The organism is Campylobacter sp. RM9331, from assembly GCF_020137685.1.
Classification (GTDB): domain Bacteria; phylum Campylobacterota; class Campylobacteria; order Campylobacterales; family Campylobacteraceae; genus Campylobacter_E.
Genome location: NZ_JACGBA010000011.1, coordinates 31148 through 53433 on the forward strand (window position 1 = coordinate 31148; position 22286 = coordinate 53433).

17 protein-coding genes are annotated in these 22286 nt (G+C 25.5%); 3 read left to right on the plus strand and 14 right to left on the minus strand.

What is annotated here, in order from left to right; all coding sequences use genetic code 11:
* Window position 1 precedes the first annotated feature (1 nt).
* The 3 genes from AVBRAN9331_RS05675 to AVBRAN9331_RS05685 are packed head-to-tail and all read left to right on the plus strand — an operon-like array spanning window position 2 to window position 3806.
* Window positions 2-889 carry a polyprenyl synthetase family protein gene (locus tag AVBRAN9331_RS05675; RefSeq protein WP_214119935.1) on the plus strand — a complete coding sequence of 296 codons (888 nt, stop codon included), beginning with the start codon at window positions 2-4 and terminating at the stop codon, window positions 887-889.
* Window positions 889-2115 (plus strand): glutamyl-tRNA reductase, encoded by a 1227-nt coding sequence (hemA, locus tag AVBRAN9331_RS05680; protein WP_336612596.1) that lies wholly within the window; start codon window positions 889-891, stop codon window positions 2113-2115. Before AVBRAN9331_RS05675 ends, hemA begins: the two co-directional genes overlap by 1 nt.
* Window positions 2112-3806 (plus strand): proline--tRNA ligase, encoded by a 1695-nt coding sequence (locus AVBRAN9331_RS05685; protein ID WP_214150443.1) that lies wholly within the window; start codon window positions 2112-2114, stop codon window positions 3804-3806. The genes hemA and AVBRAN9331_RS05685 overlap by 4 nt, the downstream gene beginning before the upstream one ends.
* 49 nt (window positions 3807-3855) lie before the next feature.
* Here AVBRAN9331_RS05685 and AVBRAN9331_RS05690 read toward each other — a convergent pair whose 3' ends face one another.
* The 14 genes from AVBRAN9331_RS05690 to AVBRAN9331_RS05755 form a co-directional block, all read right to left on the minus strand.
* Complete coding sequence (locus tag AVBRAN9331_RS05690; protein ID WP_336612597.1) at window positions 3856-4476, minus strand: hypothetical protein; 621 nt, start codon at window positions 4474-4476, stop codon at window positions 3856-3858.
* A 45-nt stretch (window positions 4477-4521) separates the two neighbouring features.
* Complete coding sequence (locus AVBRAN9331_RS05695) at window positions 4522-5133, minus strand: hypothetical protein (RefSeq protein ID WP_214117719.1); 612 nt, start codon at window positions 5131-5133, stop codon at window positions 4522-4524.
* A gap of 276 nt (window positions 5134-5409) precedes the next feature.
* Complete coding sequence (locus AVBRAN9331_RS05700) at window positions 5410-5745, minus strand: hypothetical protein (RefSeq protein WP_336612598.1); 336 nt, start codon at window positions 5743-5745, stop codon at window positions 5410-5412.
* Window positions 5746-5875: 130 nt separating this feature from the next.
* The gene (locus AVBRAN9331_RS05705) at window positions 5876-10030 is read right to left on the minus strand and encodes a calcium-binding protein (protein ID WP_336612599.1); all 4155 of its coding nucleotides are present in this window, start codon (window positions 10028-10030) and stop codon (window positions 5876-5878) included.
* Entirely contained in the window at window positions 10027-10884 is an 858-nt protein-coding gene (locus AVBRAN9331_RS05710; protein WP_336607237.1) for a hypothetical protein, read from the minus strand. Before AVBRAN9331_RS05710 ends, AVBRAN9331_RS05705 begins: the two co-directional genes overlap by 4 nt.
* A 201-nt stretch (window positions 10885-11085) precedes the next feature.
* A complete protein-coding gene (locus AVBRAN9331_RS05715) occupies window positions 11086-13182 on the minus strand; it encodes a peptidase domain-containing ABC transporter (RefSeq protein WP_336612600.1) in 2097 nt (698 codons plus the stop codon).
* A 1-nt stretch (window position 13183) separates the two neighbouring features.
* Window positions 13184-14449 (minus strand): TolC family protein, encoded by a 1266-nt coding sequence (locus AVBRAN9331_RS05720; protein ID WP_336612601.1) that lies wholly within the window; start codon window positions 14447-14449, stop codon window positions 13184-13186.
* Entirely contained in the window at window positions 14446-15744 is a 1299-nt protein-coding gene (locus AVBRAN9331_RS05725; RefSeq protein WP_214117713.1) for an HlyD family type I secretion periplasmic adaptor subunit, read from the minus strand. The genes AVBRAN9331_RS05720 and AVBRAN9331_RS05725 overlap by 4 nt, the downstream gene beginning before the upstream one ends.
* Window positions 15745-15815: 71 nt before the next feature.
* Window positions 15816-18602 carry a VWA domain-containing protein gene (locus AVBRAN9331_RS05730; protein WP_336612602.1) on the minus strand — a complete coding sequence of 929 codons (2787 nt, stop codon included), beginning with the start codon at window positions 18600-18602 and terminating at the stop codon, window positions 15816-15818.
* Entirely contained in the window at window positions 18599-19660 is a 1062-nt protein-coding gene (locus tag AVBRAN9331_RS05735; RefSeq protein ID WP_214117710.1) for a hypothetical protein, read from the minus strand. The genes AVBRAN9331_RS05730 and AVBRAN9331_RS05735 overlap by 4 nt, the downstream gene beginning before the upstream one ends.
* A gap of 117 nt (window positions 19661-19777) precedes the next feature.
* Window positions 19778-19927: a hypothetical protein gene (locus AVBRAN9331_RS05740; protein WP_214117709.1), complete on the minus strand. Its 150-nt coding sequence runs from the start codon at window positions 19925-19927 to the stop codon at window positions 19778-19780.
* A 24-nt stretch (window positions 19928-19951) separates the two neighbouring features.
* Window positions 19952-20971, minus strand: a complete 1020-nt coding sequence (locus tag AVBRAN9331_RS05745; protein WP_336612603.1) for a hypothetical protein — start codon at window positions 20969-20971, stop codon at window positions 19952-19954.
* A gap of 128 nt (window positions 20972-21099) precedes the next feature.
* Entirely contained in the window at window positions 21100-21231 is a 132-nt protein-coding gene (locus tag AVBRAN9331_RS05750) for a hypothetical protein (protein WP_336612604.1), read from the minus strand.
* An 11-nt stretch (window positions 21232-21242) separates the two neighbouring features.
* Window positions 21243-22268 (minus strand): hypothetical protein, encoded by a 1026-nt coding sequence (locus tag AVBRAN9331_RS05755; protein WP_336612605.1) that lies wholly within the window; start codon window positions 22266-22268, stop codon window positions 21243-21245.
* Window positions 22269-22286: the final 18 nt, after the last annotated feature.

Here is a 22286-nt window from a genome sequence, read left to right on the forward strand (position 1 = left end):
TATGGAAAAGATAGATTTTTATATAAATGAATTTATAAAAGAGTTAAAGCATCCTAGTATTTATGAGTATTTAGCCAAGGTAAATCACGGCAAAAGATTACGCTCAAAACTGATTTTAAAAATAGCTGGAGTTAGTGATGAAGCTTATAAATTATGTGCAGTAATTGAGTGTATTCATCTAGCATCACTTATGCACGATGATGTAATAGATGAAGCACTAACTAGAAGAAATGCTCCAAGTATTAATGCAATTTATGGCGATAAAACTGCTATTATGCTAGGTGATATTTTATATTCAATTGCGTTTTATAATTTATGCTCTTTTAAAAGTGAAATAGCAGCCTGTGTTGGTCGTGCAGTTGCCTTGCTTAGTAGTGGCGAATTGCTTGATGTAGAGCTTGGAGAAAGCTTTAATGAAGATGAGAGCAAATATTATGAAATGATTTATAAAAAAACTGCTTCATTAATAGAAGCAAGTGCATATGCAGCAGCACTTTTAGCTAATTATCCTAACGCTAGTGATTATAAAGAATTTGGTAAAAATCTAGGAATTGCCTTTCAAATAGTTGATGATATTTTAGATATTACTCAAGATGAAGCTACTTTAGGAAAGCCAAATTTAAATGATTATAAAGAAGGCAAAGTTACTCTTCCATACATTATGCTAGATAAAAAATTGCAAGGCGATGATAAAGCAAGACTAAGGTCTTATTTTTGTAAGACTTTAAGCAAAGATGAATTATCGTGGATAAAAGAGCAATTTTTAAAATACGATTTAATAAATGCAAGTATAAATGAAGCTAAAAATTACGGAGAACTTGCATTAAAATACGCAAGTAGCGATGAATTAAAAGAAATCGTTAAAAAAATGATTTTTAGGGAGTTTTGATGCATTATTTTAGCGTTAGTTTTACTCATAAAAATACAAGTATTGAAGTAAGAGAAAGACTAGCTTTAAGTGATGAATTTAAGAAAAAAGAAATTTATAAATTAATCTTAGCTAATGATTACATAGAAGAATGCGTGATTTTAAGCACCTGTAATAGAATAGAAATAATGTGTTATATTGAAAACCAAGTGGGTGTTTATGAATACATAATAAAGTGCTTATGTTTAATTTGTAAGATTGATGAGCAACTTATCAAAAATTCTCCTGATATTTATGAAGGCAGTGGGTTTATTCATCATCTTTTTAGTGTTTCAAGCTCACTTGATAGCCTTGTAATAGGGGAGACTCAAATCACAGGTCAATTAAAACAAGCCTTGCAAAGTGCTAATTATTCTCCTAATTTAGAAGTAGCGATTAATTATTCTTTTAAATGTGCTGCAATGGTTAGAAATAAAACCGCTATTTCAAAAAACTCTGTATCAGTAAGCTCTGTTGCAGTAGCAAAAGCAAGAGAGATTTGTGATATTAAAACTAAAAAAATCCTTTTAATAGGAAGTGGTTTGATGATAGAATTAGCTGCAAAACACTTGCTAAATCATACAAAAGGAAATATTGCGATAATTTCAAGAACCAAAGCAAATGCTTTAAAACTAGCAAATGAACTAGATTTAATATGTTTAGATTATGAAGATTTAATCTCTATTTTAAATTCTTATGAGCTTATATTTTGTGCTACTAGTTCAAATGAACCTATAATTACTAAAGATATTATAAGTCCGGTTGAGTTTAAAAGGTATTTTTTTGATATTGCTGTGCCAAGAGATATTGAGCTTGAAAATAGCGAATTAATAGAAGTTTTTAGCGTTGATAGTCTAAACGAAATAGTTAAGAAAAATATGCAATTTAAAGATGAAGAAGCAAAAGTTGCTTTTAGTGTAGTTGCAAAAATGGTTAATGAGTTTTATAAGGATTTAAATGTAATTCAAGTAACTCCTATAATAAAAGCTATGAGAATTAGAGCAGATGAAATCATAAATCAAGAATTAGAAATAGCAATTAAGAAAGGTTATTTAAAAAATAGTGATAATGAAGAAGCATTGAAATTCGCAAAACAAGTTATGAAGTCTTATTTGCACGAACCTACAATAAGACTTAAAAATATTGATGATGAAGGTTTAGAAACACAAAGTTTAAATTATTTATTTAATGTGAAGGAAAACGAATGAGATTTTCAAAATTATACGCACCAACGACAAAAGAAGCACCAAGAGATGCTATCTTAAAAAGTCATATTTTACTTAGTAGAGCAGCTTATATAGAGCAACTTGGCTCAGGACTTTATAGTTATTTACCATTAGGGCTTGAAGTATTAGAAAATATTAAAAATATTGTAATTAAGCATATGAAAAATGCAGGAGCAAACTATTTAAATCTTAGTTTTGTATGCCCGTTAAATTATTGGGATGAGAGTGGAAGAAGTGCTAAATTTGGTAAAGAATTGCTAAGGTTTAAGGATAGAAAAGAAAATGATTTTATCCTAAGTCCGACAGCAGAAGAAGCAATAGTTGCGCTTGTGCGTGGAAAAATTACAAGCTATAAACAATTGCCTATTAATTTATTTCAAATTCAAACTAAATTCCGTGATGAAGCAAGACCTAGATTTGGACTTTTTAGAGCTCGTGAGTTTATTATGAAAGATGCTTATAGTTTTCATGATTCGCTTGAGTCTTTAGAAGCTGAATTTTTAAATATGCAAGAAGCGTATTGTAAAATTTTTGATGAATTAGGGTTAAATTATGCGATTGTAGAAGCAGATAGCGGAGCAATTGGTGGAAGTGGTTCAAGAGAATTTATGGTGATTAGTCCTAGTGGAGAAGATGATTTGGCTATTTGTGAATGTGGATATTGTGCTAATATAGAAACAGCAAAAAGAGCTAAAAGAAAATTTATCAAAGAAATAGAAGCTGATTTTGCAAAATTTCACACTCCAAATGTAAAAACCATAGAAGATTTAGCTAAATTCTTTAAATGCAAAGAGCATAATTTCATAAAAGCAGTAGCAAAAAAAGCAATATATGTAGATAAAGAAGAAATCATAGTATATTTTATAAGAGGTTGCGATGAGCTAAATGAAACTAAGGCTTTAAATGCAGCTAATGCACTTGATTTAGTAGATGCAAGTGAAGAAGAATTAATAAAGGCTAATTTAGTTCCAGGATTTATTGGGCTTAAGGATTGTCCTGTTAGATTTTTCATAGATAGTGAGTTAGAAAATGAAAGCGATTTAATTTGTGGAGCAAACGAAAAAGACTATCATTATGTAGGATTTAAGGTAACTAGCTTTTTACAAGAGCGTTTTTATGATTTAAGCTTGGTTAAAGAAAATGATGAATGCCATAAGTGTAATAAAGCTTTAAAAATTACAAAAGGCATTGAAGTAGGGCATATATTTAAATTAGGCGATAAGTATTCAAGTGCTATGAATGCAACTTATCTTGATAATAATGGCAAGGCAAAACCTTTTATAATGGGTTGTTATGGTATAGGAATTAGTAGGCTTTTAGCAGTAATTGCTGAATGCAATAATGATGATTATGGGCTTATTTTTGATAAAAATATTTCAGCATTTACATTACAAATCATAATATCAGATATTAAAAATGAAGAGCAAGTTAAGTTTGCAAATGATATATATGAGTATTGTTTGGCTAATGGCATTAAGGCTTTATTAGATGATAGAAATGAGCGTTTTGGTGTAAAAATGAGTGATTATGAGTTAATAGGCACACCTTATGCTATTGTAGTGGGTAAAAAACTTGATGATAATTTGGTAGAATTTAGAGCTCGTAAAACACTTGAAAAACTAGAATTAAACTCAAACGAAGTTAAAGATAAATTATCAAATCTTTTAAAATAATTTTATTCATTTAAAACTATAAATAATATTTATAAATTATTTATAGTTTTTATAATCTAAATCTACCTTTAGAACTTATTGCTTTATATCTATTTTCAATATAACCACAACTATCTATGAAAAACTCTTCACTAACTTCGTTAAAATCATTATTTTCATCAAAGTAATAATACTTCACAAACAATCTTTCAGATTCAAAAACAAATGAAGCTTCATCATAAAAATATTTATCATTTTTTATTACTAGCTCATTATTAAATTTATTTATTTTTGAAGTTTTTAATAAGTCTTTGCTAAATTCTTTTATTTCTTTTATTTCATCTATATTTTTATAATTTTGAACTTTTTCTAATTTTTCTATATTTGCATGTCGATTAAAATAATCTTTTATAGCGAGTTTTTGTCGTTCTAGGTATTCAATTCTACACTTATAGCCGAATTTATTATAATCTATTTTATAAGTTTTATCAGTATTAAAATCATAATAGCTCAAATTATTCTCACTTAGGTCTGCTTCAATTCTATATAATTTTGATTTAAGTTCATTAAATTCTTTTAATGGGTCGGTGTTATTACTTATAAAATTATAAGTTAATGCAAAATAACATAAAGCAAGTATTAAACATAATAAACTTATAACAAATATTAATTTAACTATTCTAAAAAACATTTAAAATCCTAACAATTATTAATTACTTTCATACTAACTCTTTTACTACATACGCTCAATATAACCACAATCATCTATTAAAAACTCATAATTTTCTTCAAGCAAATTATTATTAAAATTAAAGTAATAATATTTTACAAATAATTTTCCATCTTTAAAAATAAAAGAATTTTTATCATAAAAATGCTCAAAACCATCAATTGTTAGCTCGTAATTAAATTCATAGATTTGTGAAGTTTTTAATAAATCTTTGCTAAATTTTTTTATTTCTTTTATTTCATCTATACTTTTATAATTATTGATTTTTTCTAATTGCGTATGTGGATATCTTTCAAAAAAATTTTGAATAGCGTATTCTTGTTTTTGTAACTCATCAATAATGCAACCATATCCAAGTTCATTGTAATTTACCTTATATGTTCTTTTATCACCAAAATCATAATATGGTTTATATCCTTGCTTTAATAAAATTTCTTCAACTTTTTTTAATTCTTTTGTTACCTTAACAAAATCACTATAATCGTAAGGTTTTGTAACATAATATTCTATTATTGTAAAAGCGCCGATGGATAAAATAGATAATATAAATAGTATGCAAAGCAATGCAAATATACAATACAATAATTTTCTTATAAACTCTATCAGCTTAGAATACATTTATCGCTCCGAATGTAAAACAACTTTTATGGTTTAGTATAGCAAATAAGTTTATTTAAATTCTTTTAAACAATAAGGTTAATTGATGGTATAAAATATTTTGGAATTTAAATTAGGATTTTAATAAATTTAAAAATGTTTTATTGTAAAAATAGTTGGAATTAAAAGTTATTATTTTTTGCTTTTATATAACAATAAAATAAAATAGTAGATATAAAAGCCATAGCAAGACTTAATATGCTATTTTTTATAGGAAGTGATGCGATATTGTCTATATTAAATTTCTTTAGTATTTTTAGTTAAAACATATTTATCAATAATTAATATGTGAAATACATGCATAAAATAACCATACAAAAATATTAAGATAAAAAAACATATAAGTTCGTTAGCTATAACACAATAAAACACATACATTAAAATAATACTAAAAATAAGAGCAAAAATATTGCAAATAAAAATCAAAATTCCTAAAATATCTCTTGTTTGATGTTTGTAAATAGCTTTACAATAATCGCATTTCATTATATACCCTAAATCTTCATCAAAAACATGTGTTTTAGGTAAAGGAATTTTATTTTTACAAACTTCACATTTTTTATAAAAAAACATTTAAATGCCTTAACTTGCTAATTAATTTTTTATAATATAAAGTTTTAGTAAAAAATCCATAAAATTTAAAAATAATTATTAATTTAATTTCAAATTCCTAATCCAAATTCTTAAAGAATTTGGATTTAGTTTATAAATATACTTGAATATTGTTGTTTTTATCATCTGTATATGTAATAAATCCAGATGAATTAGGCGAGTAAGCATTCGTATCTTGTATTAGTCTTTCTGTGTTTTTTAAATAAGATGATAAATCAGGTTTAATCACTTTATTTACCAAATCCTCATAGCTTGGTAATTCTTTTGCGGCTGTATTTATAAACTCATCATAGCATAAAGTTTTATCACTAAAAACAAATTTTTCAATCTTATTAAATCCTATCCCAAAATTACCTAATATAGTAACACTATCTTTATTATTGTTATATTTGATGATTAGATTATCTACATCTTTTTTAAGCACAACTTCACTAAAGCTAATATCATTAAATTTAATAGTATCATATCCTAAGGCATCTTTTATATAATCATTTCCATCATTTCTATTAAAGATATATGTATCATTTCCAGCACCGCCGTCTAAATAATCATCTCCTTTACCACCAATTAAAGTATCATTACCAAATAAGCCATATATTTTATCGCTATATTCACTTCCAATTAAAGTATCATTGCCCCAAGTAGGAGTTAATACCATTTGTCTTAAATCATTAGCACTTAAAGTCTTATCTTGTAATACTAAAGCAGATATATCATAATCTTTTTTGAAAAAATCTACAACTTTTATAGATGAACTTTCATCAACCACTTTTCTAAACCAACCAGCACTTTTTAGCTTGTTTATTATTAAATCATCATTATTTCTAGTAATTTTTACAAATGATGAGCTAACATCTAGGATTATTTCATCATAAGCATTATCATTTCTAAGATTAATTATTGTATCTTTCCCCCAAACTCCTTTATAAATATACTTATCATTCCCCATACCGCCTTGCAAGATATCATCTCCTGCTCCGCCTATTATGATATCATCACCATCTCCTGCATAAATATCATCATTACCATTGCCACCATTTATGATGTCTGCTCCTGCTCCACTTCTTATGATGTCATCTCCATCTCCACCATCAATAATATCATCTCCATTATGTGTGATTATGGTATCGTTGCCATCTAGCATAGTTATTACATAATCTTTATTTGTAAAAAACATTGTAAAGTTATCATCACCATTTGTAGGTGTATAAACTCTATTAATTATCTCATCCTTATTTATGCTTGTATTATTAGCGAATTTGATTTCATCAATAGTATTTCTTAAATCTTCATATGCAAAAAAGTCTTTAACTCTAATGCTATTATTATCATCTTTAATCAGCATTAAATCATCATAATTTCTTACATATTTTAAATTATTGGCATTTATGCTTGCATCGTTAAATTTAATACAATCTATATCATTTAGATTTGATTTGTAGTTTATGATAGTATCGTGTCCGAAATCTTTATCAAAAACATAAGTATCATTGCCATTACCACCTACTAAAGTATCATCACCAATTCCACCGATTAAGGTATCATCGCCATCAAGTCCATATAAAGTATCTTTACCATTTAATAAATTTGTCCCTACTAATGTATCATTACCACTTGTTCCTGTTTGAGTTGATAGTGCATTTATAGTATCTTCATCTAAAAGTTTTAAATAATCACTTAAAGTATAATTATTCATTGTTTTTATAAAATCACCTAGCAATATTACACAATCATTTAAAGAATTTATATCTTTAAAGCTTGTTATAAACTCAGCTAAATCAACGAAAGCTTTTTTAGGATTTGTTTCATTAATAGCCTTAAATTTTTCTATACTTTTAGAAAAATCTAATTTAAGCTCATACGAGCCATTGTTTTCGTAGCTAGTAATGTTTATTTCATCATAGTATTCTTTTAATCTTGTTTGAAATAACAATCCCTTATAAACATAAGTTCTTAAACTATCATAAGTATTATTAAAGCTATTTCTAAGCTCATTAAACTCATTTAAACTAGCTACATAAAAATCTTGATTATTAACGCCTAAAAATGAATTAATAATTGATATTTTTTGCTTAAGCTCATTAAACTCATTTTTTAAACTTTCGCTAATAGTAAAATTAGCATATTCTCTAGCTTGTGATGGCGTAAGCCATAAATCCCTTATGCTATCAGTATTGCTAGGATTATTGCTATCAAATTCTTTAGTTTTAGATAGGTTAAAGTCTTTGTTTAAAGCTTTATTAGTATTAGCCCAAGCATAAATTAGACTATCAAGCTTGTGCAATTGCTCTTCTTTGCTGTTTGTAGATGAATAATCTTTAAGCAATGCTTTTAATTTAGTATTTAAACAAGCAGCGTCCCTTAAATCTCTTAATACTCCATAGCCTTTAAGATTTGCTAGATTTAATTCTTCTTCTGAATATATTATCTTGTCTTTAAATACTCTTTCTATACTACTAACGCTAAAATTAATATCAGCTAATAAGCTTTCTTTATCATCCTTGATAAAGGTAGCTGTTTGAGTGATGGTGTTATCATTATCAAGCTTTTGATTTGTATCTTTATAGTTTAGATTTATACTAGTTATGTTTAAATCTTTTAAAGACTTTAGCTCGTTTATTTGCGTTATGCCATCTTCGTTTAAGTCTTGCCATACTTTAAGATTGTTAAACTCTTTATCGTTTATATCAATTACTCCGTCTTTATTACTATCTAAAAGCTTTAAGGCTTCAAAGCCGTTTAGAGCAAATGTGGTTTGAGTAGGATTTAAGGTTTGATTATTGTTAGCATCTAAAGCTTTAAAATCACTACTTGGAATTTCAGTAAAGTTTCCAAATAATTCATTGCCATTATCTATTAGATTATTATTGTTTTTATCTAATACTAATAATCCATCATCTTTACTAATCCAAGATGATTTATAAGCTATGTTGTCATTGTTGTGGTCAAAAAATGCCTTAGAATTATTAAGAGTGATTGTATCTATTGCGCCGTTGTTGTTTAGGTCTAGGACTAGCGGGTCGTATTTTATAACTTTAGCCATTGGATTATAGAAAATGTTTAAAGTTTTATTTTTATATAAACTATTTTTAAAATCATCACTATAATCCCCTTTAAATGTATCTTTAAAGGTTCTTGATACAAAATCTTTATAATCAAATATTTTTGCCAAATCTCCGTTTGCTTCAACCAATACTTTATCTTCTAAAAATTTAACTCTTCCTTGTTCTATTAAATTTGGATTTAGTTTGATTAAAGATTTAACACTCATTTTGTTTGCTTTTGCAATATCTATGATTGTATCGCCTTGTTTTACTACATATTTTTTATTATCTCCTAATAAAATCTCTTCTCCTACTAATATCTTAATATTAGTTAGCACAAACGATTTACTAGGTATATAATCTATAATATCTTTTAAAGTATCATTATCTAATTGTTTTATATCATATTTAACATTATTGATACTAGCCTTATTTACTCCACTAAATAGTGCTAAATCAAATAAATCTTCATCAGATAAAGTAGAATTATTATTGGTGTTTATTGTGACAAAATTATTGTTTTTTTCAATTTGAACTGAATTATTATAATCACTTAATGCGATATCATAATTATTAAATTTAGAATTATTTGCAAAATCAATCCCATCATTAATATTATCTGCTTTAATAATTATATTATTATCTTTAACTTCTGCTTCTAATACAGGTTTACCTTTTTTCACATCTTCTTTTGGTCTAAGTAAATCTATAACATCACTACAAAATTTATCAAAAGTTACATTAGAATAATAATCCTTTATCAAATCAAAATCTAAAACTGACTTGGCATTTTCAAACATTTCTTTTGCAAACTCTTTATCATTCAATATTCTTCCATAGAATTCAGCAGCTTCAGGAAAAGTTTCTCCAAAATAATCAGAAGCTTTAAAATTGATAATAGCTTCAATCCTTTCATTTTCTACAACCCCTAGTTTGTTTAAGAATACTAATATATTTTTAGATTTATTGAGTATAACTTCATCAATTATACTGCCAAAAATATTGCCTGCCAACCTTAAAGCTGTATTATCTTTATCTTTATTTTGTAAATATTTTATATATATAGAAAATGTTTGAGTTTTAATATCAAAAAATATTGTATTCTTAACCCCAAGATATTTTGCCATTGATTTTTCTACAAATTGAATTTTTGCAAAAACATCATTTATAAAATCTAAAGTTTCTTTATTTTTCTCGGTCATAATGTCTCCTTTTTCTTGTTTAAAATCTTTTCAATTTTCTTTTGTTGTTTTGCTATGTATTTTTCGCCTAGTGGTTGTGCTTCTTCTTCTCTAAATTCCATTTCAAATCCACCTTTGCTAATTGCAGAATACTTTTGTCTAAACTCTGTGTATAAAAAATAAACCGATAAATCATCAACAAAAGGCAATGAAACTAGCTTGGTTTTAGTTTGATATATTGTGTAAGTTTTTAAGTTTTTACCATTTAAGAAAAATAGTGCTAAATAGCTTGATAAAATATCCAATATTACAAAAAACATAATTATAGGAAAGAAAATTATTCTAGCTATAGGGTAGTCTAATCTATAATTTAAACTTTGATTTTCTGTTTCTTTAGTGTTATAAGCGTCTTTATTGAATATATACGAATAAGCTAAAGCAGGTCGCTTGGTTTGTAATCTAAAAACTATATCGCTTTTATTTATCGTTGCAGTTACTTTCTTATAGCTCTTTGCTATACCAAAAACACCTGCTTCATCTATCTCATAAGTATCAAAATATATCTTTTCATTATCTACGCTAATATAAAAATCATTATTTTTAACAAATCTAAGTCTTTTTATTTGTCTAAGTTTTAAAAAGAATGCAACAAAAAAAATACCATCAATAATACCACTCCAACCTTTTTGAATTCTTCGTATGTCAGTCATTGTTTTTTCGGGTTTACTATTTAATTCATTGATAATATCTATTACAAAATAACATGAAATAAGTGTAAGAAAAATTGAAAAAATCTCATTAAACAATCTAATAAGCTCTAAGTTATATAAATAATCGTTTTTTATTTTATAATCTTTTAAATTATCTATATTCAAATTTATCCTTTGTTTTTAATAAGATTAATTATAGCAAATAAACAATAAAAATTCATAAAATTTAAAAATATTTATTAAAATTATGTTACTTTTCGTAATAAATAATATTAAAAAATATTTTTTAATTTAATTTCTAATTCCTAATTCAAATTCTTTTAAAACTATAAATAATATTTATTAAATTATTTATAGTTTTAGTGTTTATAGATTTTGCTGTTTGTATAAATGTGCGTAGTATCCATTAAGCTCCATTAGTTTTGTATGATTTCCACACTCAACCAAATTACCCTTATCAAGGACTAATATCTCATCACAATCTTTAACCGTGCTTAATCTATGTGCTATTATTATAAAGGTTTTGTTTTGTTTGATTAGTGATAGATTTGATGTGATGATTTTCTCGCTTTCATAATCTAGTGCCGAAGTAGCCTCATCAAATATCAAAACCCTTGGATTATGTAACAAGGCTCTTGCTATTGCTATTCTTTGTCTTTGACCGCCGCTTAATGCAGAGCCTCTTTCTCCTACTAAAGTATCATAACCTGCACTAAGTTCGCTTATGAAATCGTGTGCTCCTGCTATTTTGCATACATTTATTATTTCTTGCATTGATGCACTTGGCTTTGATAGGCTTATGTTTTCTTTGATACTACCGCTAAATAAATAATTTTCTTGTAAAACTACGCCTAAATTACTCCTTAAAACATAAGGATTTAAATGTCTTAAATCTATTCCATCTATATAAATAGAACCTTCGTTTGGGATATAAAGTCTTTCTATGAGTTTTGTTATGGTGCTTTTACCACTGCCACTGCGTCCTACTATTCCTATGCTTTTATTTGCTTGTAGGTTAAAGCTTAGATTGTTTAAGACATAGTTAGAATTTGGGCTATATTTAAAGCTTACATTATCAAATTTTATATTACCTGATATTTGATTTAGCGATATAGGTTTATTTGTAGTTTGCTCTTGCGGTGTATTTAAAATATCTCCTAATCTATCTACGCTTAAAATAGCTTGTTGTAATTCATTCCACAAGCTTACAAGTCGCATAATAGGGGCGCTAAATTGATTAGCAAACATCTGAAAGGCTATTAATTGTCCTACGCTTAAACTCCCGTCAATTACTAATCCTACTCCAAAATATAAAATTGCTAATGTCATAAGCTTTTGTAAAGAATTAGCAAAAGTACTTGCGATATTGCTTAGATTACTTAAATTAAAAGATGATTTTAAATATTTTGCTAAATAATCCTCCCAGTATTTTTTCATACTACCTTCAATGGCTAAGGATTTTATGGTTTGCATTCCTGTTATGCTTTCTACTAGATATGAATTAGATGCTGCTCCCATTTGGAATTTATCTTCAAGCCTTGCTCTTAAAATAGGCGTTATAAAAAAATAAATCAAAGCAATGCAAATCACAAAAGCTAATGAAACAAATGTTAGCTTCACGCTATATAAAAGCATCATCAAAATAAAAACTATACTAAATAATAAATCTAAAATCACGCTTACTGATTTGTTGGCTATAAAATCTCTTATATTATCAAGCTCTCTTATTCTAGCTGCTATGTTGCCTACTTTTCTATTCTCAAAATACACCATAGGTAACAATAATAAATGTGTAAATAACTCACTGCCTAATTTTGCGTCAATTTTTGTGGTAGTATGAGTAAAGATATAATTTCTACTAAGGCTTAATAAACTTTCAAAAACAATAACGCTAAAAAATGCAAAAGCAATTACATTAAGTGTGCTTATACTATGGTGCAACAAGACTTTATCAAGGACTACTTGAGTAAATAAAGGTGTAACTAAGCCAAATAATTGCATAACAAAACTTGCTAATAAAATTTGTAATACAATACCCTTATAACTTAGCATTCTTTTATAAAACCAAGAGAAGCCAAACTTTACACTATCGTTTAATAATTTGTGTGCTAGGATTAAGATTTTATCACTTGATAAATTATGTAATTCTTCATAGCTAATTTGCCTTGCTTCTTTTCCACCATCAAAAATAAGAGCTTGTTGATTATTAAAATCAAGTTTTAAAACTACAAAATATGTTAAATCTTTTTTCAAAAATATAAAAGGTGCTTTATATAAATGAAGGTTTTTTAAATTAAGCTTTTTGATTTTTACTTTAAAATCATTATCTTTAGCGATTTTTGCTAGTTCGTAAATACTTGGCTCGCTATCTTTTAAAGCGTATTTGTTACAAATCGCATTAATATCTATTGATATATTTGCAAATTGCGCACAAAGTGATAAGCAACCTAAGGCTGTATGCATATTAATATCCTTTTTTACAATTATTAAATTGATTATTTATTAAATTAATTTTAATAGCGTTTGCATTTGCATTTATTATATATTCATTTAAATCTTGGAGTTTTTTATAGTTTTCTATACTTGCATTTATGACTTCAAATTTTGATTTTTCACCAGTTTTGTGTAGTTTTTGTATATAAAGCTCATTTGTATTTGCTTCTTTGCTTATTATCTTTAAGGTTTTTATTATTTCATCTTTGTTTTGTATAAAAAATATAAGCTCGTTTATTTGTTTTTCATATTCTAGCTTTGCTTGTATTAGCTCTTGATTTAATTTGTTTATTTCTAATTGTTTTAACTCTTTAGATGAACTTGTTTTAAATCCATCAAATATAATATAGTTAATCCCAATTCCTACTAAATACCCGTGTTTTTTAGAACTATCGGCAAGGTCTTGATAATTATTTTTGGTTTTATCATAAAAATCATATCTTGAATAAAGGCTTATTGTAGGGCGTTGATTTAGGGATTTTAGTTCATACATTGAGCTTTTTATTTTAGAATTTAATTCTAAAAATTTATTTGTTTTTTCAAATTCTAAAAAGTCTAAAGCAATTTCATCAATTTTACTAAAATCATCTATTTTATCAATATTAAGATTTGATAAATACGATATATATGATAAATAATTTCTTAATTCAAATTCTAGTTTTAAAATCTGTGTTTTTGCATCGCTAAAGTCCAAAAAATAAGAATTTACATTGATTAAATCTAATTCTCCAACTTTATTTAATCTCTTTGATAATTTATATAAACTTTCATAAGCAAGGCTTAAATTTTTATATGTTTTTAATTTATTTTCACTTAATAGTGCGAGTTTGTAGTATTCTAATAAATCTAGTGATAATTGCAATTCCTTATAGCACTTATTGTAATTACTTGTAGCGATATTCTCTTTGGCTGATTTGATTTTATAATAATCATTTCCAAATTTGAATAAATCATATTTTAATATAAGTGATATTGTGCTTTGATGATTGTTATAATCGCTAAAAAGCTCTCTTTTATAATCATTACTTTTTGTATTTGAATACTTAAAATCTGCATTAAATGATAATTCTGGATATAAATATGATTTATAAAAATCATAATTATAATTAGCGCTTTTAATATCTATTTTTGCGATATTTATGATAGGAGAATTTTTAAGTGCATAGTCTAGTATGGTGTAAAAATCTTTAGCTATTGATGTGCTAAGCATTATAAGAAAAACAAAAATAATTTTCATCTAATACTAAGCCCTTCATCAAGATATCTAATAATAGGATATATGAAAAACTCTATTACTCTTCTTTTGCCAACCTTTACTTCAGCTATTACTTGCATTCCTGGTTCTATTTCTTTTGTTTCACCATCTACTATCAAATGATTTTTTAAAGGTTTTACCTTAATTTCAAAAATATCTCCTAATTTTTCATCTTTTATAGCATCGTTTCCAATATGTTCTAAAATTCCATCTAGTTTGCCGTATTTTTGAAAATTAAATGTGGTTATTTTGATAGCTACATTTTGCCCTTTTTTAAGATATCCTATATCTTGATTTAATACATTTGCCTTTATTATAAGTGGCTTATCAATTGGGATTATTGATATTAATTGCTCATTGCTTGATACAGAACTTCCTTCAGTATTTACAAATAATTTTCCTACATATCCATCAACTGGTGATGAAATAACTTGCCTTAGGCTTTGAAATTCTATCGCGTTTATATCTGCCTTTAATAATGCTATTTCATTTTTAGTTTTTAAGAGTTCATCATAATTTTTAGCAATAAAATTTGCTTTAAAACTCTCAAGTTCTTTTGTGAGTTCGTTTAATTTATTTTCTAATTCTAAAGATTTGTTTTTATTTACAAGTATTTGTAATTGTAAATCTTGCTTTGTTTTTAATAAATTTTCATAATCTTTATAAGCGATTATATCTTTTACCTTGCTAAGTCTATTTAATTTTGAGCTTGTGTATTTATGCTCTATTTCTAATCTTTTTAATTCTTCTTTATTGGCTTGTAATGAATTAATAGTTTGTTTGATTTTAAATTCATAAGTGTTTATGCTATTTTTAAAGCTATTTAATTGGTTTTGATATAGGCTTAATTCTGCATTACTAACATCTTTTAATTCGCTCTCGTTACTTAGTGCATTTAATCTTTTTAAACTATCTTCTAAAGCTTTTAAATTCTCTTTTTTACTTTCTAAATTGACTTTAGATACACTTGGGTCAACTAATATTAAAGGCTCATTTGCTTTTATTTTATCACCTTCTTTTACAAGAATTTTATAAATTACTCCGTTTTCTAAAGGTTTGATTATTTTAATTTCTCCATCAGGAACTACTTTACCACTAGCACTTACTACTATATCAACCTTAGCTAGTATTAGCCAAGCAATACTAAAAACTATTACAAATAAAACTATATATAAAATACTTTTACCTAATGGATTTTGCGGTCTATCTTCTAACTCTACTAAAAGTGGTTTAAATTCGTGTGTATCATCATCAAATTTTTTAAAAATTTTAAACATATTTTACCTAATTAATATATTTTTTAAATACTTAAATAATAATTACCCTAAATTAATTTAGGGTAATTTGCTTAATTCCAAGCACTCATATAGATTTGATTTAATCTATCGTCGTTTATATGATTAATATTATGAATATCTATGCCGTTATTTTTAGCAAATGCACTAGTTTGCTCTATTAGTTTATCTATTGTTTTTGTATTGATGAATTTATTATCATCAAGTTCTATTGTGTTTATTTGATTGTGATAGCCAAATTTCCAAGCAAAGTGATGTGCTACTCTTATGCTATTTGTATCATCATCTTTAAACTTTATTAGCAGGTCTTTACCATCTTTTATTAAAAATATTTCATCAGCTTTTAAATTTTGTAATTTTAAAGCATCTTGCCCACCATCGTCATAGATTAAATCATTTCCATCACCTTTTCTATAAACATATATATCATTACCAAATCCACCATATAACTTATCATCTCCTTTACCACCGATTAAAGTATCATTTCCTAATTTGGTTGATATAATATCGTTTTTATTACTGCCTATTATTACATCATCTTTATAAGATGTGCTTATATTGCTTGCATTATCTTGATAGGCTACTGCAAATGTTGATGTAGCAAAATTAGAAAAGCTAAAATCTTTTTCTTTTAAGAATATTATTGCTTCTTTGTTTGCTTGCATACTTACGCTTCTTTTGATAGCTAGTTCATCTAATGTAACATCACTAAAGCTTATGCTACTAATTTTACTTTCATTATTGGTATTATAAAAATCTTTTATTGTTACGCTATTATCTTTATTAAGTGTAATTTTTAAATCATTTAAATCTTTTTTAAATCTTACATCTTTATAGCTTACATCTTTAAAAATAATTGTATTTTTATCAATATTATTTAAATTGCTTTCTATTATGGTATCGTTACCAAAATTAAGCCCAGTAAATGTATAAGTATCGCTTCCAGCCTTACCTACTAGTGTATCATCTCCACCAAATCCATTAAGACTATTATCCTTATCATTGCCTTCTATCACATCATTACTTGAGGTTCCTATATTGCTTAATTCAAATAAAGCATCGCTAAGCTCTTCACTTGAATTTGAATTAAAATACATTCCATTAGTATTTTTAGCTAAATCTTTAAAATGCTCAAACTCATCACGAATAGCTATAAAATTAATTTTTACTGAATTATCTTCGTATTTATTGGTATTATTTGCATTTCTTAGACCTGCTACATAAAAAATTTTAGCTCTACCTTCTACTTCATCTCTTCTATGATTATCATCTCCAGGCTCATCTGTCATTACATACACTTCTTTACTCAAGTGATTATTTGGTGTAAAACGACTCATTCCTTCTAAGATAGCTGCCATAGTGTATTCTGTGCCACCATATTGCAAATTAACACTATTTATTCCACCTAAAAAACCTTGATAATCAGTGTAAGTTCCAATTGTTTTTATATCATTATCATTATAAGTAACTATTGATATTTTAGAATAAAAATTTTCTTTAAAGATATTACTAGCTATAATCTTTGCATTTGCTTTGCAAGTTGCTATATCATCTCCCATAGAACCTGTTGTATCTATTACTATAGCTACTTCTTTGCCTGGATTATCCTTTAAATTAATATTTAAAAATCCATCTTCGCTTTTTTTAAAATTGCGTATTGTTATACTACTATCGCCTTTAGTTACTATTAAATCATTATTGTCTTTAAGCTCATATGTAATACTTGTATCTTTAGCATCTATATATGCTTTCCTATCTTCATCATAAGAACCACCTTCTAATGTAGAGCCATTAAATACTACTTGACCTTTGCCATCCTTATCGTCTATTGTAACTTTACCATTACGAACATAATAAATATCATTACCGCTTATATCGCTAATCTTATGCTCTCCACCATCAATGATAATCAAATCATTTTTATTTAAATTTGTATTTTCACCTAATTTATTATGGGTATTATCAAGCAATATAATATCCCCACTAATTTGATTTTCATTAGTAAAATGTTTAAGGGTTGTAGAGATTTGGCTTTTAAAACTATTTGTACCTTGATAAGCTTCTCCTATTTTCTTACCATCATTTTCACTAGGTTCTTCTATGCTGGTTTCTTCTCCGATTATTTTATCTTTATAGTCAGCATACATTCTAACTACTTTCATATGATATTCTTCATCTACATTGCCATCAGGATAAAGCCCAAAAAAATCTGAAGTTCTTATTCTTCTTTGTGCAATTCCATAACCACTAGTTTTTCGTGATTTCCCGCCATTAGAATTATATCTTATCTCAAACCAAGCTCTAGCTCTATCACCTTCTTCAATAGCTTTAGATAAACCAGGTCCTATTAATTTTTTACCCCCATTGTACGCTAAATCAATAAGAGTTATTAATTCTTTGCTATCTTTTAGATATTTATACATTTCTTCACTAATTCCTTGATTAGGATTATTACTTGTTTTAATAATCATTTTTTTATAATCTGGCAATATAGTATAAAAAAGTTCTTTTGCTTCTTTTTCGTTAGTTAGTTTTATGCTATTTTTATTGTTATAATACTTTTCAATAATACGTTTGCCTTCATCTTTAGACTTTATTTTAGATAAAGCAGATATTAAATTATTAAAATCATTAGCTTGTTCATTGCTAACATTAAGTTTGATTGTTTTAAAATGTTCTCTCCAAGTATTTTTATGAGAAATTAATTCATAACCAACACCAATTGTAGGTCTAAGTTTACTATCAAGATAAACTTTTACATCAAAACCTTCATTATTCTTAATATTATTATATAATTCACTACTAAAGTTTTTTACCCTATGTAAACCACTTAAACTCATTTTTTCTCCTTTTTTAGATTTGTTTCACAACCAAAAATTTTAAATTTATTACATCTATTAAGAGTTTTTTCTGAATATGGTTGATAAATTACATTAGATACCATATCTAAAATATCAATAAAAGTTATATTATAATAACTGTCATATCTAATATGATTTAAATTATTAAATTTATGATAATTTAAAATATAATCACTACCCTTATACTCTATAATAAAAGTTTCTTTTGCTTCTTCGTAATATTTATTTGACATTTTCATTTTATTAGAATTTTTTAAAAGTTCTAATAGATTTTTATTCTTCATAGGATGATTGCAAAAATCTTTTTCTATAAATAATATATTTCCAATTTCACCTGATAAAGCTAAGTAATTTTTATCATCTAAAACTACATCACTTATAGTTATACTTTTATGTTTTTCTATGTATTTTTTACCTTTAATTTTACTTATAATATAAAGCTCATTATTTTTATCAACTTCTATAAAACGATAACTGACATTATCATTGCTATCATCTGAACTATAATCTTTTATATACTTATAAACTTTTCTATCAAGCCCTAAATCCCAGCAGTATTTAAGAGTATCTTTTACTTCTTGGCTTGCGTAAGGCTTAGCATCTACAATTTTTGGCTTTATTTTTATATCCTTATATCTAAAAAAATCTTGCCAAAAATTATTGAGTTTTAGTAATTTTCTACATTTTTCTGGCTCATCAATAAATCGTCCATGCTCATATCGCATATAGTTATCTTTATTGCATTCTATTGAGTTTTCTTGAATTATTTTTATATGTTCTATTAGTTCTTTAGGATAGGTTTTTGAGTTTTCAAGACTAGTGCTAAGCTCTTTTATTCTAGCTTTATAAGAACTTATAATACAATTATTATCATCTTTGCAATTACTAATGATTTTTATAAACTCATTTTGGTCTTGTTTTATCTCTTTTGTAATATATGCAAAGCTTTTATAAATACTATCTAGCTCTATTTTTAACTTATTTATTTGATATGAATAAATATTTGTAATTAGTAAAATAGCTAATATTTTAAACATAACTCTCCTTTATTTTTCATATCATAGCATTTACTTAAATAAAAATATCAAAAAACTTTATTAAAATTAATTATTGTGTTACTTTTTGTAATATTTTTAAATCCTTATTTCAAATTCTCATAATTTTTTAAAGAATTTAAAATAAGAATTATAAGTTTTATAATTTGTAATCTCATCTTTACTAGGAGCTCTTTTTTGTCCCCACAAATACAATGATAATATTTCACTTGTAAAATCATCATTTAAATCTAATCTAAAATTTGCCATTCTTTCTCCTTTTTATAATTTTTATCATTCAATTTCTTCTTTTTCTGGATCAAAGTTTGAATAACCACAATTATCAAATTTATAATTATAAGAAATACGTTGTTTTTTTATATCATTTTCATACGACAAAAGCCAATAATCAACTTTTTCAAGTCTATATTTATACTCTTTTTCTTTGTCTTCACGCTCATCAAATTCATCAGAAAGGTAAATTTTATAAAATCTATATGCATTATCTTCAAATTCAAATGCTAAATCTAAATAAAATGTAACTGAAATTAAACCATCACCCACAAGAATAATAGGTTTAGTAAATCCAGCTGTATTATTTTTGGTATCAATTACTAGATATTTAGTATAATCAACTGATTCTAATTCATCGTAATTAACAAAATATTTAGAATAAGCATTTTTTCTTAAGTAATCTTTGTAATTATCTAGATTTATATCTTTATGTATCTTATATTTATGACTTGTAATGATATTATAAAGATTTTTATAAACTTTATCTCTATATACTAATTGTTTTGTAAGATCATCAATCACTACTCTTTTATAAAGCTCATCTTTAGGTAATATTCTATCTTCTTCTAAGCAATAGCCTTGCTGGTATTTTTTATAATCACTTAGAGTTACTATTCTTTCATGAGTTTTACTTGAGTAATCAGGAACAACTTTTAAAAAATAACTACATAAAGCAAATATTATTATCATAGGTATTATGCTATAAGTAAAAGCAAGTTTGTTATTAAATTTCTTTCTTAATTTAAAGAAAAGTATTATAAAAAATATAATTATAAAAACTTTAAGATATATTAGTGGATGAAATGAAATTGCGTTATATGATAAATCAAATAATTGACCTAAATCTGTAAAAATTAAACCATTAGCTACAAAAAAGCAAAAAAGAATTGAATAAATTATATTTACATTTGAGCCAATGCCAAAAACACCACCTACACAAACTGAGCCAATAGCAATTAGTAATTCAATAATTAGAAAAGTTTTAAAAAGTATTTTTAAGAATTCTAATGCTTTTTTCATACCATACCTTAAATATTTTTCATATCATAGCATTTACTTAAATAAAAATATCAAAAAACTTTATTAATTTTTATTAATTGTTACTTTTTGTAATATTTTTAAATCCTTATTTCAAATTCTCATAATTTTTACAAGAATTTAAAATAGTAATTAGAAGTTTTATAATTTGTAATTTTATTTTTATTAAGAGTTTTTGTCCCCATGGGTATAATGATAATATTTGTAAAATCATCATTTAAATCTAATCTAAAATTTGCCATATTTTCTCCTTTTATTTAAAGTTTATTTCTTCTAAGCTTTCTTTTGCTTCTTTTTCTGGATTAAAATTTGAATAACCACAATTATCAAATTTGCGTATATAACTACGTTTTTTCTTTATATCAGCTTCGTATGATAAAAGCTCATGATTAAAAACTCTAAGTCTATATTTATACTCTTTTTCTTTATCTTCACGCTCATCAAATTCATCAATAAGAAATAATTTATAAATTCCATATGTATCATCTTGAAAATCAAAAGCTATATCTGTATAAAAAATAACACCTTTATCAAAGGAGATAATAGGCTTAGTAAATCCTGCTATATTATTTTTAACTACTATATATTTAGTATAATCAACTGATTCTAATTCATCGTAATTAACATATTCTTTAGAATAAACATTTTTTCTTAAGTAATCTTTGTAATTAGCTAAATTAATATCTTTATGTATATAGTATCCACACTCACAAGTTTCGTTATAACGCATTTTCGTATATATCTTTTTGTATTCTTGTTGTTTTACAAAATGATCAACCACTACTCTTTTATAAAGCTCATCTTTAGGTAATATCCTATCTTCTTTTAAGCAATAGCCTTGCTGATATTTTTTATAATCACTTAGAGTTACTATTCTTTCATGAGTTTTACTTGAATAATCAGGTATGGTTCTAAAAAAATAATTATATAAAGCAAATATTATTATCATAGGTATTATGCTATAAGTAAAAGCAAGTTTGTTATTAATTTTTTTTCTTAATTTAAAGAAAAGTATTATAAAAAATATAATTATAAAAACTTTAAGATAAATTAGTGGATAAAGTATAAGTCCTTTATAAAATAAAATTATTATTTGACCTGTAAAACCAAAAAACAAACTATTAATCGCTAAAAAGCAAAAAAGAATTGAATAAATTACATTTACATCTGAGCCAATGCTAAAAATTACACCTGCTAAAACTGAGCCAATAGCAATCATTATTTCAATTATTATAAAAATCTTAAAAAGTATTTTTAAGAATTCTAATGTGTTTTTCATACTAAAACCTTAAATATT

Excerpts from the sequence above, each read along its gene's own strand:
- AVBRAN9331_RS05675 (WP_214119935.1), top strand. The coding sequence starts at position 2 with ATGGAAAAGATAGATTTTTATATAAATGAATTTATAAAAGAGTTAAAG.
- hemA (WP_336612596.1), top strand. The coding sequence starts at position 889 with ATGCATTATTTTAGCGTTAGTTTTACTCATAAAAATACAAGTATTGAA.
- AVBRAN9331_RS05685 (WP_214150443.1), top strand. The coding sequence starts at position 2,112 with ATGAGATTTTCAAAATTATACGCACCAACGACAAAAGAAGCACCAAGA.
- AVBRAN9331_RS05690 (WP_336612597.1), bottom strand. The coding sequence starts at position 4,476 with ATGTTTTTTAGAATAGTTAAATTAATATTTGTTATAAGTTTATTATGT.
- AVBRAN9331_RS05695 (WP_214117719.1), bottom strand. The coding sequence starts at position 5,133 with ATGTATTCTAAGCTGATAGAGTTTATAAGAAAATTATTGTATTGTATA.
- AVBRAN9331_RS05700 (WP_336612598.1), bottom strand. The coding sequence starts at position 5,745 with ATGTTTTTTTATAAAAAATGTGAAGTTTGTAAAAATAAAATTCCTTTA.
- AVBRAN9331_RS05705 (WP_336612599.1), bottom strand. The coding sequence starts at position 10,030 with ATGACCGAGAAAAATAAAGAAACTTTAGATTTTATAAATGATGTTTTT.
- AVBRAN9331_RS05715 (WP_336612600.1), bottom strand. The coding sequence starts at position 13,182 with ATGCATACAGCCTTAGGTTGCTTATCACTTTGTGCGCAATTTGCAAAT.
- AVBRAN9331_RS05720 (WP_336612601.1), bottom strand. The coding sequence starts at position 14,449 with ATGAAAATTATTTTTGTTTTTCTTATAATGCTTAGCACATCAATAGCT.
- AVBRAN9331_RS05725 (WP_214117713.1), bottom strand. The coding sequence starts at position 15,744 with ATGTTTAAAATTTTTAAAAAATTTGATGATGATACACACGAATTTAAA.
- AVBRAN9331_RS05730 (WP_336612602.1), bottom strand. The coding sequence starts at position 18,602 with ATGAGTTTAAGTGGTTTACATAGGGTAAAAAACTTTAGTAGTGAATTA.
- AVBRAN9331_RS05735 (WP_214117710.1), bottom strand. The coding sequence starts at position 19,660 with ATGTTTAAAATATTAGCTATTTTACTAATTACAAATATTTATTCATAT.
- AVBRAN9331_RS05740 (WP_214117709.1), bottom strand. The coding sequence starts at position 19,927 with ATGGCAAATTTTAGATTAGATTTAAATGATGATTTTACAAGTGAAATA.
- AVBRAN9331_RS05745 (WP_336612603.1), bottom strand. The coding sequence starts at position 20,971 with ATGAAAAAAGCATTAGAATTCTTAAAAATACTTTTTAAAACTTTTCTA.
- AVBRAN9331_RS05750 (WP_336612604.1), bottom strand. The coding sequence starts at position 21,231 with ATGGCAAATTTTAGATTAGATTTAAATGATGATTTTACAAATATTATC.
- AVBRAN9331_RS05755 (WP_336612605.1), bottom strand. The coding sequence starts at position 22,268 with ATGAAAAACACATTAGAATTCTTAAAAATACTTTTTAAGATTTTTATA.